The following is a 14,155-nucleotide window of genomic DNA, read 5'->3' on the forward strand; positions in this document are numbered from 1 at the left end:
CAAAGGAGAGAAAATGAGTAAAGTATTAGGAATAGATTTAGGTACAACCAACTCATGTATGGCAATATATGAAGGAAAAGAAGCAAAAGTTATACCAAATAAAGAGGGTAAAAATACTACTCCATCTGTTGTTGCTTTTACAGATAAAGGTGAAATCTTAGTAGGTGATCCTGCAAAACGACAGATGATTACAAACCCAAAAAGAACTATCTATTCAGTTAAACGAATCATGGGTATGATGTGTAATGAAGAGAAAGCCCAAGAAGCGAAAAAAAGACTTCCATACAACATCGTTGATAGAAATGGTGCATGTGCAGTTGATGTTGATGGAAAAGTCTATACTCCACAAGAGATTAGTGCAAAAATCTTGATGAAACTCAAAGAGGATGCTGAAGCGTATCTTGGTCAAGAGATCACAGAAGCTGTTATCACCGTTCCGGCATACTTCAATGACGCACAAAGAAAAGCGACAAAAGAGGCTGGACAGATCGCAGGACTTAATGTATTAAGAATCATCAACGAGCCAACTGCAGCAGCGCTTGCATATGGACTTGATAAAAAAGAGTCTGAAAAGATTGTGGTATATGACCTTGGTGGTGGTACATTCGACGTAACAATTCTTGAGACTGGAGATAATGTTGTTGAAGTATTGGCTACCGGTGGTGATGCATTCTTAGGTGGTGATGATTTTGACAACAGAATCATTGACTGGCTTGTTGATGAATTTAAAAAAGAGACAGGAATCGATCTAAAATCTGATATTATGGCATTGCAACGACTCAAAGAAGCGGCCGAAAATGCGAAAAAAGAGCTCAGCTCAGCAATGGAGACTGAGATCAACTTGCCATTTATCACAGCTGATCAAACTGGTCCAAAACATTTGGTCAAAAAGCTTACACGAGCAAAATTTGAAAGCTTGATTGAAGATTTGGTTGAAAAAACAATTACAATTGCCAACAATGTGCTTAAAGACTCAGGTCTCAGTAAAAATGAAGTAAATGAAGTTGTGCTTGTAGGTGGATCAACAAGAATTCCACTTGTACAACAAAAAGTAAAAGAGTTCTTTGGAAAAGAACCAAACAAATCTGTTAACCCAGACGAGGTTGTAGCAGTTGGTGCAGCGATTCAAGGGGCTGTTATCAAAGGTGATGTAAAAGATGTATTGCTTCTTGATGTTACACCACTCAGTCTTGGTATTGAGACACTTGGTGGTGTTATGACAAAAATTATTGAAAAAGGAACAACGATTCCTGTAAAAAAATCTCAAATCTTCAGTACAGCTGAAGATAATCAGCCTGCAGTGACTATCCATGTATTGCAGGGTGAACGAGAGATGGCAAAAGATAACAAATCTTTGGGTCAATTCACGCTTGAAGGTATTCCACCAGCTCCAAGAGGTGTGCCACAAATTGAAGTTACATTTGATATCGATGCCAATGGTATCTTGACAGTAAGTGCAAAAGATAAAGCGACTGGTAAAGAGCAAAAAATTACTGTTACTGGAACAAGTGGACTCAGCGAAGAAGAGATTCAAAGAATGATTCAAGATGCAGAAGCGCATAAAGAAGAAGATAGAAAACGAAAAGAGCTTGTTGAGACTCGTAACCAAGCAGACGCACTTGCGTATCAAACAGAAAAGAGCCTCAAAGAGGCTGGTGATGCGATTAGTGCAGATGAGAGAGCGCAAATTGAAGCAGCTTTGAATGATTTGAAAAATGTACTCAAAGATGAAAACGCAACAAAAGAGCAGATTGAGGCAAAAGTACAAGCTCTAACACAAGTGAGCCATAAACTTGCTGAAGCGATGTACAAAAAAGAGCAAGGTCAAGCAAGCGGAGCTGAGCAAGGTGGAGCCGAACAGAAAAAAAGTGGTGGAGACGACGACGTCATAGATGCCGAAGTAGAGTAAGGCTCCTCCTTACTCTTCCTTCCTCCAATCCTTCTTCTATTTCCCCCCTTTTAGTTTAACTTAAATAAAAATTTATTATTATAGTACGCAAATGGCCAAAAAGGACTCCTATGGCAAATACTGTTTGTAACAGGCGCTTCTTCGTTTGCAAATCCATCAAATCAAAATTTATCATCAATCTTGTCCTTTCAATAGGCGCTTTTTTAGTCACTATAGGTATCAGTTATTTTATAGCAATCAATGAGATAAAAGATGTGATGAAACAAGATATCAATTCCGTTGCAGATGCTCTTGAAAAAACGATCAATTATATAGCCAAAGTAATGCCAGAAGCTATCAACGATCCAGAGTTTCGAAAGCAGATATATAAGATAAAAATAGGTAAAAGCGGATATGTCTATTTTGTAGATAAAAAAGGGACTTTTGTTGTTCACTTTAAAAAAGAGGGAAAAAATTTTGCGGGACACGATTATGTAGACTATATCCGCACCCATCCACAAGGAGGGATTTATGAGTATGTTTCAGCCGCAACAGGTCAACATAAAATAGCGGCGTTTCGCTATATCAAACCGTGGGGAGTCTGGGTGGTTCCTGGAACGAACAAAGCAGACTACTATGAGCAGCTCAAAAGAAAATTTTTCTATCTGCTTATCATTTTAGGAGGTATAGTTATTGCCGTTTTGATTTTTATCAACTATATTACGGGAACAAGCATTTTACGTCCTGTTGAAAGGCTCGATGAAGTTGCAAAAGATATTGCCGAAGGGGAAGGCGATCTCACCAAACGACTTCCTGAAGAGTCATCCGACGAAATAGGAATTGCGACAATGTATCTTAACAGATTCATTGCCAAAATTGCTCAAACGATACAAAAAACAAAAGATCAGCTTGGTAATGTAGTAGATGTAGCGCAGAATATCGATAAAATATCGACAGATCTTTTAAACAGAGCTATGGAAGAGTCCAAACAGGCCAATGAGAGTGTCCAACTAGCGAATGAGATTAAAGAGAAGAGCCAATACAACGAGGCTATGGCGAAAGAGGCAAGAGAAAAAATACTTGATGCTACGAAGAAGATGGATGAAGTGATGGAAAATATCAATGAAATTTCTAAAACGATCGATGTCACTTCACAAACAGAAGAGAGTATCAACAAAAATTTCGAGATTTTGGAAAAACAGATCAAAGAAGTTGAACATGTAGCAGATATCATTTCTGAAATTGCAGCGCAAACGAATCTCTTAGCACTCAATGCCGCTATTGAAGCTGCAAGGGCTGGAGAGCATGGAAAAGGATTCAGCGTTGTTGCAGATGAGGTAAGAAAGCTGGCAGAGAGGACGCAAAAAGAGTTAGAAATGATTACAAATATCATCAAAAATATTATTGACAGCATCAAAAAATCCCATACATTTATCGATCAAAACTCTAAACATATGAAAAGTCTTGTGCAAAAAAATCAAGTTTCGACAACCATCATACAGCAGCTTTCGCAAAATCTCAATGAAAGTGCGAAAAAGAGTGAAGTCTCCTATGCAAATTCTGTTGAAATTTCTCAAACTATCGAATCTATTGCAGCTAAAATATCCCATTTGGCAGAGCTTTCTGAGAGCAATAAATCCGATATCAATGAGATCGCTTCTTTGGCAAACGAACTGTTGCAGTCAACCAAAGATCTTGAAGCGATGATCAACCATTTTAAAACATGAAAGAGATCCATCCCTTCGAGCCGTTCATCGATAATGAGTCCAAAGTTTTGATTTTGGGCTCATTCCCGAGTTTCGCTTCCTTTGAAAACGGTTTTTACTACGGTCATCTACAAAACCAGTTTTGGAAGATAATTGCAGCCGTTTTTAAGCAAAAGGTTCCAGATACACTTGAAGAGAAAAAGGAGTTTTTAAAAAGACACCATATCGCTTTGTGGGATATGGTGAAAGGGTGTAAAAGAGAAAACTCCTTGGATAGCTCACTCTCTTCTATAGAAGTCAATGACATCGAAAAGATATTGGAAACATATCCAAATATCCAGGCAATCTTTTTTACTGGAAGAAAATCTCAGCAACTTTTTGAAAAACATTTTTCTTTTTTGAATATTCCACGATATTATCTTCCGTCCCCATCGCCTGCATATAGGGCTATGTCATTGGAAGAGAAAGTGCAAAAGTGGAAAAAAATACTCGATTACATCGATGAGGCTGCTTCTGCTAATAAGAAAAAGAGTGCAATCGTAACAAGTGGGAAAAAAACGGGGTAGATTTTGCTTGTTTTTTTGAAGAGATAGATATAGAACCATCCCCATGCGAAAAAGAGTGCCACAATGTGTGCGACAAAAAGGGGAAGATAGACTCTTGCATATTTGCTAAACCCTGTAGCGGAAAGTAAAAAAAGAAGAAGAAAAAGATCGAGTAGAAACTTTCTTTTATCTCCTTCATACTCATTGATTATTTTAATAACGCCAATAATAAAAAGTAGAGCTAATAAAAAGGCAAACTTTGTCATTTCACATACTTTTGGAATCTATTCATGAATTTTTTGATTTTAGGAGCAATAACCATTTGGCAGTATCCTTGTTCTGGATGGGTATTATAGTAGTTTTGATGATACTCCTCTGCTTCATAAAAAGTACCTGGATCTTCTATGGTAGTGACTATTGAGTTATCAAAATAGGGGTTGAGTTTTTGTATCACTTTTTTGGCACTTTCTTTTTGTTCTTCATTTAGGGGAAAAATGACAGAGCGATACTGTGTTCCGATATCGGCGCCTTGTCGATTGAGCTGTGTAGGATCATGCACGGCGAAAAAAATGTGAAGCAGTTCTTCATAACTAATAGATTTTGGATCAAAGTCAATTTTTACAACCTCGGCACATTTGGTTACTCCGGTACATACCTGTTCATATGTTGGGTTTGGCTTTCTACAACCCGCATATCCGCTTGTAACTTTTTTGACCCCTTTGACTCTTTGAAAAATAGCCTCAAGGCACCAAAAGCATCCTCCACCAAGTATCGCACTCTCACTCATCGATAACCTTTAGGATAGAATCGCACGAATTGCTTTGAGAAAAACATTTTGCACGGTCACAAAGCATGAATCCCTCCATCTCCTCCTCTTTTACAAGAACAAAAGGGTATTTGACAAAGTCGATGGATCCAATGCACTGGATAAGATTTTTTTCATTTGCCTTGATGACGCGATCTTGATAGACAAATCGCAAGATATCTTCGACAAATTTCGCCGACCAAGGAAGATACTTGTAGATTTTTTCACTGTAAAACTCGATCGATAAGAAAGAAAACTGAATATATTTTGGATCTAAAATTGTACCAAGGGTCAGCATTGCATCGACTATGACTGCGGCACTGCTTGGATAGGAGGTGTCTGTGTGTTCTGCTTCTGTTACGATTTCACCTTTGCTAAAGTACCAGCGTCCCTCATCAAAAAAGTTTACAAGTGCGTCATTGACTAAAAGATTTGCTTTTGCAAGGTACTCTTCATTAAGTGTTGTTTTGTAAGCTTCAAGCAAAGCAGTAGCCAAATAGGCGTAATCTTCCAAAAAAGCACGAATTATTGGTTTTTCGCCTATGAGCGTCGCATGATAGAGATGATCGTCTATAAGCATCGTATCAAGAAGCGCTTGCAGTGACTCTTCGGCTATTTCAAAATATTTTGCATCAATGCGGCTTGCGATATACAATGATTTGATCATCATCGCATTCCAGCTAGTAATGATCTTTTTATCGATAAATGGATAGCATCTTTGTTTTCGCAGCTCTTTTAAGGTTTGTAAGGCTCTTTTACTTGTTGCACAAAGTTCTAGTTCTTCACTTCTTAGGATATTTTTTCCCTCAAAATTTCCAGATTTTGTAATACCCAGTTTTTGAAGTACAGTCTGGATTTCTTCATCGCTAAAACCATCCTCTTGAAGTTTTTGGACAACCTCATCATAGCTATAGACAAAATATTTTCCCTCAACTCCTTCACTGTCTGCATCACTTGCACTGAAAAACAGCCCCTTTTGGCTCATGTATTCGGCGATAAAATCGGCTGTTTCAAAAGCGATCTGCTTATATGTCTCATTTTTCGTTGTGTGGTAGGCTTTCAGATAGCTCTCCATCAACAAGGCATTATCATAGGCCATCTTTTCAAAGTGTGGTACAAGCCATTTCTCATCGACGCTGTATCTACAAAACCCACCATCCACAAGGTCTCTAAGACCCCCTTTGGCCATATTGTCCAAAGTAAATGTAGCCATATGTAACGCTTCTTTGTTTCCAGTTAGGCGGTAGACATCCAAAAGGGTATTGATGGTGGATGTGTGGGGAAATTTTGGTTTGCTTCCAAATCCTCCATGGTTTTGATCAAAAAATCGTTTCGTAGCTTCAACAAATTTTTGGGCAATGCTTTCATCGAAGCGTACAGCCTTTTGCGGGTTTGCCGGTTTCATGAAACGAAGAACCTCTTGTGCCTGATGTTCGATATCCTGCGGTTTTTTTTCAAAGACCTCTACCATGTTTTGAAGAAGCTGGATAAATCCTGGCATACCATATTTTGGTTGCAGGGGAATATAAGTTGCTGCATAGAAGGGTTTTTTATCTGGAGTCATAAATATCGAAAGAGGCCATCCCCCGGGTCTTTGATTGAGTAGCTGATACACCTCTTGATAATATTTATCGATATCTGGCCGTTCTTCTCTATCTACTTTGATACTGACAAAGTGCTCATTCAACACTTTTGCAGCTTCTTCGTTCTCAAAAACCTCTTTTTCCATCACATGGCACCAGTGGCAGCTACTGTACCCGATAGATAAAAAGATGAGTTTGTTCTCTTTTTTTGCCTTTTGGAATGCTTCTTCACCCCATGGATACCAATCGACAGGATTGTCTTTGTGTTGCTGTAAATAGGGTGATTTCTCATTTTCAAGTCTATTTGCCATAAATGCCCTTCATTAGTTTTTTTTATTTATAAAACATAAATAGTTTTAGGTTAAAATATTGCCAGCCTCACAAATTAATTGCAGGAGTTTTTCATGCGTTTTCTATTATACACCATTTTCATAGTTTCCTCGCTGTTGGCTTTTGGTTTTGTGGACCAGGAAGTCAAGATTGTCCCTGTTGAACAAGCCTACAAACCAAATCTACAAGTACAAAAAGATAAGATCAAAATAACTGTTCAGATGGCTCCCAAAGTCTATCTGTATCAAAAATATTTTAAGCTTATGCAGATTGAGCCGGAAAGAAAAGAGATTGCTATCAAAAAGTATCTTCCCAAACCGATAGAACTGCATGGAGAAAAGGTTTACGAGGGTAATCTTACTATTGCGATCCCAATACAGGAATTCGATACCGGTAAGATTAAGGTCGAATTTGATTATCAAGGGTGTAACGAAGTTGGCATCTGTTATCCTCCTCAGAAAAAAATATTTACATTTTCTATCCCAAATGCATCTCAAGAGAAAACAAAAAAGAGTGAAGAGCTCTCTGATGAGTTGTCGATAACACAAACACTAAAAACGCAGTCGATCGGTGTGATTCTTGCAACCTTTTTTGGATTTGGATTTTTGCTGGCACTCACTCCTTGTGTCTTTCCGATGTTTCCTATTCTTTCTTCGTTAATCGTTGGCGCGAAAAATATGAATACCAAAAAAGCGTTTCTCTATTCGGTTGTTTATGTATTGGCGATGTCTATTGCCTATACGATAGCAGGAGTGCTTGCCGGGTTATTTGGAGCAAATCTACAGGCAGCTTTGCAAAATCCTGTAGCGATTGTTCTGTTTGCCGCCGTCTTTGTAGCACTGGCTTTGAGTATGTTTGGGTTTTATGAAATAGGGCTTCCGGCTTCCTGGCAGACTAAAATAGCGCAAAAAAGTGATGAGGCTAGTCACAAGGGTGGATTAATCGGTGTAGCGATCATGGGTTTTCTTTCTGCATTGATCGTTGGGCCTTGTGTGGCTCCGCCACTGGCTGGAGCACTTATCTATATCGGTCAAACAGGCGATGCAATGCTTGGTGGAGCGGCTCTCTTTTTTATGAGCCTTGGGATGGGTATGCCACTGATATTGGTAGGTACTGGTGCTGGCAAACTCATGCCAAAACCAGGTGGATGGATGCAGGCGGTCAATGCTGTATTTGGCGTAGTGATGCTCGGTGTTGCCATCTGGATGCTGTCACGTATACTTCCTGATTCTATTTCTCTTTTCTTGTGGGCTATGCTTTTTATAGGAAGTGCAGTTTATATGAGAACTTTGGAAGGAATAGAAAAAGGTGCTCATTGGTTTGTGTATCTTAAGAAAAGCATTGGTATCGTTCTTTTTGTCTATGGGATCTTTTTGATGATTGGAAGTTTCACGGGAGCCAGCAACCCTTTGGATCCTTTGAAAGTTTTGAAAACGAAAGGAGCTATAACAGAGGTTTCAACATCACAAAAACCACTTTTTCAGGAGGTACAAAGCTTTGATGAATTTCAAAAATTATTGAAAAATGCCGATAAACCGGTTGTTTTGGATTTTACCGCAAAATGGTGCGCAAGCTGTAAAGAGCTTGAAGAGATCACCTTTGCAGATCCAAAAGTACAGGCTGCATTACGAAAGGAATTCTTGGCTTTAAGGCTAGATGTGAGCGACAACTCAAAAGAAGATAAAGCTTTTATGAAGCGTTTTGGCATTTTTGGTCCACCGGCGATTCTCTTTTTTGATAAAAACGGTAAGGAGATACGCTCTCTTCGTATTGTGGGATTTAAGAATCCTAAAGAGTTTTTGAGTATACTTGAAGAAGTAAAAAGGAGATACCGATGAAAAAGCTTTTAGTACTACTTTTTGCTGTTGCACTCTTTGCAGCAGAGTTTGATTGGATAGAATCTTACGAAAAAGCGCTCAAACTTGCTAAAAAAGAGCATAAACCGATCATGGTGATGATCAGTCAAAAAAACTGTATCACATGCCAATATATGGATGATGTGGCTTTTGAAAACGAAGAGCTGGCCGAATATGTCGAGAACAACTTTATTCCTTTAAAGATAAAACTTAAAGATGCTCCAAAATATAATCTCAAAGCATATGGAACACCAACATTTTACTTTTTAAATGAAAAAGGAGAGAGACTTACAAGAGCACTGGTCGGTGGCGCTACGGCAAAAGTCTTTTTGGAAAAACTCAAAGAGATTAAGGAGAAGTATGCTCATTAAAAATGCGCATATTGTTGATTTTGATAAAGAGCTTCAGGCAGACATTTTGATCAAAAACGGTCGAATCGAAAAGATAGGCACCGGATTTCGTGATGAAGAGGTAATTGATTGCAGCGGGAAAATGGTAATGCCCGGTCTGATAGATTTGAATGTACGCATACATGACGATAAGATCAACTCCTCCAATCTTAAAAAATGCATCGATGAGTCCAGAAAAGGTGGTGTTACTACAATCGCCTTAGTACCTGATAGCGAGCCGCCTATTTGCAATGAGATTGCACTGGATTTCATCTGTTCCCAGCAAACAAATGATGAAATCGTCCCAGTTGTATTGGCATTGCAAGACGAAGATAAACTCAGCGAGATATCGGTGCTTTTCAAGCACGGCGCAAAAGGAATCTATACAACTTCGGATATCAATCCGTACTTGATGGCTAGGGTTTTTGAGTATGCAAAAATGCTGCAAGTTCCAATCTTTATAGAGCCCAAAAACAGTGTTTTTCGAGATGTGGGTGTCATGAATGAAGGGAGAGTCTCATTTGAACTTGGTTTAGGAGGAATCGACAAACTCGAAGAGATTGCAGAAGTAGCCAAAATTATAGAATATAGTGAGCATTACGGTGTTGGTGTTTTATTTAAAAATGTCTCAACTGCAAAAAGTTTGGAAAGAATTGCAAAAAGCAGAAAGTGTTTTGCCGAGGTAAGTATTCACCATCTGCTTTTAAATGATGAGAGCTGCAAAGAGTACAATACATTGGCAAAAATATCGCCTCCATTACGTGAGGAGGAGGAGAGGGAAGCTTTGGTAAAAGCTTTGCAAGCTGGGAAAATCGATCTTTTGACATCACTGCATTCGCCAAAATCGAATGTGCATAAAGATATCAGCTTTGATGAGGCAGCATTTGGCATATCATCCATTTCCTATTATCTCCCTTTACTCTATACCAAGTTGGTAAAGTCGAATATCATAAAAGTTACAAAATTTGCAGAACTGACCAGTGCAAATCCGGCCTGCTTCATAGAAAAAAAAGTGGGACAGATAACTCCTGGATATGAAGCTGATCTAGTGATATTTGATCCAAATGCAAAGACCAAAGTTGATGTACCGACTCTTTATGAAGAGGAGTTGGATGGAAAAGTAGAGGCGGTTATTAAAAAAGGGTCACTCATTGAGTTGTAAAGGATTGTGAACGAAAAAGAGGCCTATTGCCGATGAAATGGCAGTAATCATAAAAAAGAGGAAACTAAAAGCGATACCGGTTGATGGATCTTGATGAAGAAGTTTCAGACCATACAAAAAGGTAAACTCTCTTGCTCCGACACCGCCTATAGTCAAAGGCAAAACCGCAACGACACTTGAGATAAGAAAGAGTGTGAGATAGTCTATGAGATGCTGCGAAATTCCAAGAGCGTACACTAAAGAGAAAGCGCAAAGGAGTTGCAGTATCTGGACTGAGAGTCCAAGCAGCGTGGTTTGAACGATGTAGGTAAGAAACCTTTTGAAAATCGTTTTATGTAAGAATAAAAAGATTGGATAGACCAAAATGGCTCCTGCCAAAGCCAACCATGCAAGCGGCGGGTAGAGAGCAGCATAGCTACTGAAAAGAAAAAGAGTACCGGCAAGAAATAACAAAGCGGCAAGTCCGCTTAATCGATCGAGCAGTGTAGCCTGGATAAGCTCTTTGACTCCAGGCGCATGAACTTTTTGCAACAGATAGATTTTATATCCATCTCCACCGATGCCACCCGGTAAAAAGAGGTTGTAAAACATTCCCACATAGTATAAAATCAGTGCATCTTTCTCTTTCAGATAGACTCCTATATCTTTAAAATAGTAGTTGAGGCGAACAGAGCTGATAATTTTTGAGAGATTGAAAAAGACAAATGCTGCAAGAAGCCACCATGGATTGCTTTTTTGCAGTGTAGCGAGCAGTTTATTGATATCGATTTGAGAAAGAACGAAAAGAAGAAGGCCAAAAGAGATGCCGATTTTAAGAAATGTCTTGATTTTTTTTCTCAAGATTTTGAGCCTTCATAAATCTCTTTGATCACATAAGGCTTTTTATTTTGCGATTCATAATAGGTTCGCATCATGATTTCTGCCAAAAATCCTGTAGTGATCAGTTGGATACCGCCAAGAGTAAGCATAACTCCGAGTATCAAAAGGGGTCGTCCACCGATGTCGTGGCCAAAAAGTTTGAGCATAAAGAGATAGAAATTGATAAGCATTCCTATCCCAAACATACCAAATCCGAGGGTTCCAAAAAGATGCATCGGTTTTGTGCCATATTTTTGAAAAAAGAGCATAAGCATCAAATCACTGATGACTTTAAATGTTCTGCCAATTCCATATTTACTTTCCCCATGTAGTCTAGGGTGGTGGCGCACATCCATCTCTGTCATTTTCGCACCATACAGTTTCGCAAGGACTGGAATGAACCGATGAAGCTCACCATAAAGCCCCAAGTTTTTAGCCACATCCTTTTTAAAAAGCTTCAGCGTACATCCATAGTCGTGCAGATAGACTCCTGTACTTCGTCGAATGATCCAGTTGGCGATTTTGCTGGGGATTTTGCGAAGGACCAATCCATCTTGTCGATTGGCTCGAACGCCTGCAACCACATCCCAACCTTCGTTTTGCATCTTTTCCAGCATCAACGGGATATCTCTTGGATCGTTTTGCAAATCTCCATCGATTGTCGCTATCACATCTCCGGTGGCCGCATCGATACCCGCAGCCATGGCGAGACTTTGACCAAAGTTTCTATTAAATACGATCAGTTTTGTTCTTTCATCGGCTAGCTCTTTGATCTTTTCGACAGTTCCATCCGTTGAACCGTCATCGACGAAAATAAGTTCATAGTCTAAACCTTGCAATGCTTCTTTTAAAGCTTTCATCAAAGGTTCGATATTTTCTTCTTCATTCATAACCGGTATGACCACCGAAAGTTTCATGCTGTTTCCTTTCAAAAAGTAGGTAATATACAATAATACTGACAAAATATACGACAACTGCGCTGCAGTAGACGTCACTCAAAAAATGTCCTCCCTGTGCGATACGCACAAGCCCTACAACGCTTCCCCAAATTATAGCAAGAGCAGCAATTATTTTTCTTTTTCTTCCCCGAAAAAGAGGGATAAGGGCTAAGAAATAAAAGGCTGCTGCGGCATGCCCACTGCTAAAGGAGCAGTTTTTTTTGCACTGATCGGCAATTTGCAGTGCCGGCGTGAACTTTTTCGTTCCTCCAAACTGTTCGATCTGAGAAGGTCTGGCTCTTCCAAAATGGTTTTTAAAGACAACATTGACGATAAGTCCTGGTCCTATGAGTAGAACAAGCAGGAGGTATACCAAAATTTTTTTGCTAATCCACTCCTTTTTAAAAAGAAGTTCTATAACAAAAAGCATGAAAATGGCAAGAGTGAAAAGTGTGATGAGAATCATTGTAGCTTTATAGATGATATGAAGCATGTATTGGTCTTTTAGGAAAAAGATCCCATTTTTGAAAAAAAGAGAAGAGAACCACAGATCAATTTGGGGAAAAAGCCAAAAGATGAAACATCCTGCAATCAACAGTCCAACTATTCTCACTGGTAGCCTTTGAATTGTTTCAGATAATAGACATAATAGACTCGCTTGTAATCTTTATACAGAGGTATTTCTATTTTTGCCAACAGCTTCGAATTTTTAAAATATTTTGCGGCTTTATTTATCGGAAATTTTGTGATGTAGATAAAATCCTCGCCTTTATGTTTTTGCAAATCTGTTGTTAAGTGAAATTGACTTCCTATGTGATGGGTGGGATTGAGCATCACTGCGTCAAATGGGTGGGGCTTGAGGTAGTAGATCATCTCGGCCATTGTCGTTCTATCATCAAATAACAGCTTTGTCTTTGGATATTTTTGTACGATGGATTGAAGTTTTTGAGCCAGTTGATGAAATCCGGTAACTCTTTTGTATGGATCATTTTTTTTCGTAAGTTCTATATGGAATGTGTGAGTCAATGCATGGTAATGATAAAAGATAAGTGCCAATACAATATTAACCAATATACCTAGCTTTAACAGTTTTGTATGATGCCTATGGAGCAAATAGGCTACGACTAAAAGAGTGGCTGCTACATATGTGGGAGCAGCCCAGTTGGCCAATGCTTTGGACAGAAAAGCTTGAAAAGAGATTATTGCTAAAAAAGGTATGGCGAATGCATACAAAAGTTTGTATCGATTGTCGATCATTTTAGGACGAACAATGAGATACAAAAAAACACCGAAAAAGATGGGACCAAACACAAAAAACTGTGCACCTAGAAATTCGAAGAGTTTATCGAGATGAAAATGGGAACTTTGATCAATTTCACTCAAATTTTTGGTATGGACGAATGTGATGAATTGATGTCGAGCATTCCATATCAGATTTGGCAGGTAAATCAGTGCTGCAAGAACCATAGTAATATAGAGTTTCGGATTTTTGAGATGGCGGCTTCGTATCCAAAGAAGATAGAAAAAGACACTCAAGACAAAAATTATCATCGTATATTTGGTGAGTAATCCACATCCTGCAAACAAAGCTGCTCCAAGCCAATATTTCCAGCTGTCACTTTCCAAAGCTTTTATGAAAAAAAGAAGCGTTGTACTCCAAAAAAAGAGAAGTAGTACATCTGTAGAAATGATCATAGAACTCAGTGATACTGCAGGAAGTGTAATGTAAGCAACTCCGCTCCAAAATCCTACGCTCTCATCAAAGAGTTTTTTCCCGATCAAGTAGATGATTATTGCACTAAGAGGATGAAAAATGAGTGCCGGGAGTTTGATACAGATTTGCGAATCACCGCAAAAGGATGTAAAGAGCGCTATTATCCATGCGATCATAGGAGGCTTCGAGTAGTAGCCAAAACTTAAGTTTTTGCTCCATTCCCAGTAATATGCTTCGTCGACGTATAGATCAATCTGTGCGTTTAGTAGCACAAAAAATCTGTAGATTTGTATTATAATGATAATGATTAAGAGTTTTTTGAAGTTGCTCTTAGGCATAAAAAACCTTGATTATTTTGATGCAATTATACACAAATAGGAG

General features: G+C 38.8%; 13 protein-coding genes. 6 read left to right on the forward strand and 7 right to left on the reverse strand.

The window, feature by feature from the left end:
* Positions 1–13: 13 nt before the first annotated feature.
* From dnaK to JG735_RS04585, 3 genes are all read left to right on the forward strand, one after another.
* A complete protein-coding gene (dnaK, locus tag JG735_RS04575) occupies positions 14–1,909 on the forward strand; it encodes a molecular chaperone DnaK (RefSeq protein ID WP_201335644.1) in 1,896 nt (631 codons plus the stop codon).
* A gap of 110 nt (positions 1,910–2,019) precedes the next feature.
* A complete protein-coding gene (locus JG735_RS04580) occupies positions 2,020–3,615 on the forward strand; it encodes a methyl-accepting chemotaxis protein (RefSeq protein ID WP_201335645.1) in 1,596 nt (531 codons plus the stop codon).
* Entirely contained in the window at positions 3,612–4,160 is a 549-nt protein-coding gene (locus JG735_RS04585) for a DNA-deoxyinosine glycosylase (protein ID WP_201335646.1), read from the forward strand. Before JG735_RS04580 ends, JG735_RS04585 begins: the two co-directional genes overlap by 4 nt.
* Here JG735_RS04585 and JG735_RS04590 read toward each other — a convergent pair.
* The 3 genes from JG735_RS04590 to JG735_RS04600 are packed head-to-tail and all read right to left on the reverse strand — an operon-like array spanning position 4,088 to position 6,838.
* Positions 4,088–4,405, reverse strand: a complete 318-nt coding sequence (locus JG735_RS04590) for a hypothetical protein (protein WP_201335647.1) — start codon at positions 4,403–4,405, stop codon at positions 4,088–4,090. The genes JG735_RS04585 and JG735_RS04590 overlap by 73 nt on opposite strands.
* Positions 4,402–4,926, reverse strand: coding sequence for a peptide-methionine (S)-S-oxide reductase MsrA (gene msrA / locus JG735_RS04595; protein ID WP_201335648.1), 525 nt, complete (start codon positions 4,924–4,926; stop codon positions 4,402–4,404). The genes JG735_RS04590 and msrA overlap by 4 nt, the downstream gene beginning before the upstream one ends.
* A complete protein-coding gene (locus tag JG735_RS04600) occupies positions 4,919–6,838 on the reverse strand; it encodes a thioredoxin domain-containing protein (protein WP_201335649.1) in 1,920 nt (639 codons plus the stop codon). The genes msrA and JG735_RS04600 overlap by 8 nt, the downstream gene beginning before the upstream one ends.
* 93 nt (positions 6,839–6,931) lie before the next feature.
* Here JG735_RS04600 and dsbD point away from each other — a divergent pair, with 93 nt between their 5' ends.
* Genes dsbD through JG735_RS04615 form a run of 3 tightly spaced genes read left to right on the forward strand, consistent with a single transcriptional unit; the run spans position 6,932 to position 10,264 of the window.
* The gene (gene dsbD / locus JG735_RS04605) at positions 6,932–8,695 is read left to right on the forward strand and encodes a protein-disulfide reductase DsbD (protein WP_201335650.1); all 1,764 of its coding nucleotides are present in this window, start codon (positions 6,932–6,934) and stop codon (positions 8,693–8,695) included.
* Positions 8,692–9,084: a thioredoxin family protein gene (locus JG735_RS04610; protein ID WP_201335651.1), complete on the forward strand. Its 393-nt coding sequence runs from the start codon at positions 8,692–8,694 to the stop codon at positions 9,082–9,084. The genes dsbD and JG735_RS04610 overlap by 4 nt, the downstream gene beginning before the upstream one ends.
* A complete protein-coding gene (locus tag JG735_RS04615) occupies positions 9,074–10,264 on the forward strand; it encodes a metal-dependent hydrolase (RefSeq protein WP_201335652.1) in 1,191 nt (396 codons plus the stop codon). The genes JG735_RS04610 and JG735_RS04615 overlap by 11 nt, the downstream gene beginning before the upstream one ends.
* Here JG735_RS04615 and JG735_RS04620 read toward each other — a convergent pair.
* From JG735_RS04620 to JG735_RS04635, 4 genes are read right to left on the reverse strand one after another with little or no spacing between them, the layout of a single operon-like run.
* Positions 10,247–11,104 carry a lysylphosphatidylglycerol synthase transmembrane domain-containing protein gene (locus JG735_RS04620; protein WP_201335653.1) on the reverse strand — a complete coding sequence of 286 codons (858 nt, stop codon included), beginning with the start codon at positions 11,102–11,104 and terminating at the stop codon, positions 10,247–10,249. The genes JG735_RS04615 and JG735_RS04620 overlap by 18 nt on opposite strands.
* Positions 11,101–12,039, reverse strand: coding sequence for a glycosyltransferase family 2 protein (locus tag JG735_RS04625; protein WP_201335654.1), 939 nt, complete (start codon positions 12,037–12,039; stop codon positions 11,101–11,103). Before JG735_RS04625 ends, JG735_RS04620 begins: the two co-directional genes overlap by 4 nt.
* A complete protein-coding gene (locus tag JG735_RS04630; RefSeq protein WP_201335655.1) occupies positions 12,005–12,673 on the reverse strand; it encodes a phosphatase PAP2 family protein in 669 nt (222 codons plus the stop codon). The genes JG735_RS04625 and JG735_RS04630 overlap by 35 nt, the downstream gene beginning before the upstream one ends.
* Positions 12,670–14,112, reverse strand: a complete 1,443-nt coding sequence (locus tag JG735_RS04635) for a glycosyltransferase family 39 protein (RefSeq protein WP_201335656.1) — start codon at positions 14,110–14,112, stop codon at positions 12,670–12,672. The genes JG735_RS04630 and JG735_RS04635 overlap by 4 nt, the downstream gene beginning before the upstream one ends.
* Positions 14,113–14,155 lie beyond the last annotated feature (43 nt).

Origin of the sequence: Nitratiruptor sp. YY08-10, from assembly GCF_016629565.1 — a bacterium.
Lineage (GTDB): Bacteria > Campylobacterota > Campylobacteria > Campylobacterales > Nitratiruptoraceae > Nitratiruptor.

What these genes read in the sequence shown, in the direction of transcription:
- JG735_RS04585 (WP_201335646.1), top strand. Translation starts at nt 3,612, where the DNA reads ATGAAAGAGATCCATCCCTTCGAGCCGTTCATCGATAATGAGTCCAAA.
- JG735_RS04635 (WP_201335656.1), bottom strand. Translation starts at nt 14,112, where the DNA reads ATGCCTAAGAGCAACTTCAAAAAACTCTTAATCATTATCATTATAATA.
- JG735_RS04590 (WP_201335647.1), bottom strand. Translation starts at nt 4,405, where the DNA reads ATGACAAAGTTTGCCTTTTTATTAGCTCTACTTTTTATTATTGGCGTT.
- msrA (WP_201335648.1), bottom strand. Translation starts at nt 4,926, where the DNA reads ATGAGTGAGAGTGCGATACTTGGTGGAGGATGCTTTTGGTGCCTTGAG.
- JG735_RS04580 (WP_201335645.1), top strand. Translation starts at nt 2,020, where the DNA reads ATGGCAAATACTGTTTGTAACAGGCGCTTCTTCGTTTGCAAATCCATC.
- JG735_RS04600 (WP_201335649.1), bottom strand. Translation starts at nt 6,838, where the DNA reads ATGGCAAATAGACTTGAAAATGAGAAATCACCCTATTTACAGCAACAC.
- dnaK (WP_201335644.1), top strand. Translation starts at nt 14, where the DNA reads ATGAGTAAAGTATTAGGAATAGATTTAGGTACAACCAACTCATGTATG.
- JG735_RS04615 (WP_201335652.1), top strand. Translation starts at nt 9,074, where the DNA reads ATGCTCATTAAAAATGCGCATATTGTTGATTTTGATAAAGAGCTTCAG.
- JG735_RS04625 (WP_201335654.1), bottom strand. Translation starts at nt 12,039, where the DNA reads ATGAAACTTTCGGTGGTCATACCGGTTATGAATGAAGAAGAAAATATC.
- dsbD (WP_201335650.1), top strand. Translation starts at nt 6,932, where the DNA reads ATGCGTTTTCTATTATACACCATTTTCATAGTTTCCTCGCTGTTGGCT.
- JG735_RS04610 (WP_201335651.1), top strand. Translation starts at nt 8,692, where the DNA reads ATGAAAAAGCTTTTAGTACTACTTTTTGCTGTTGCACTCTTTGCAGCA.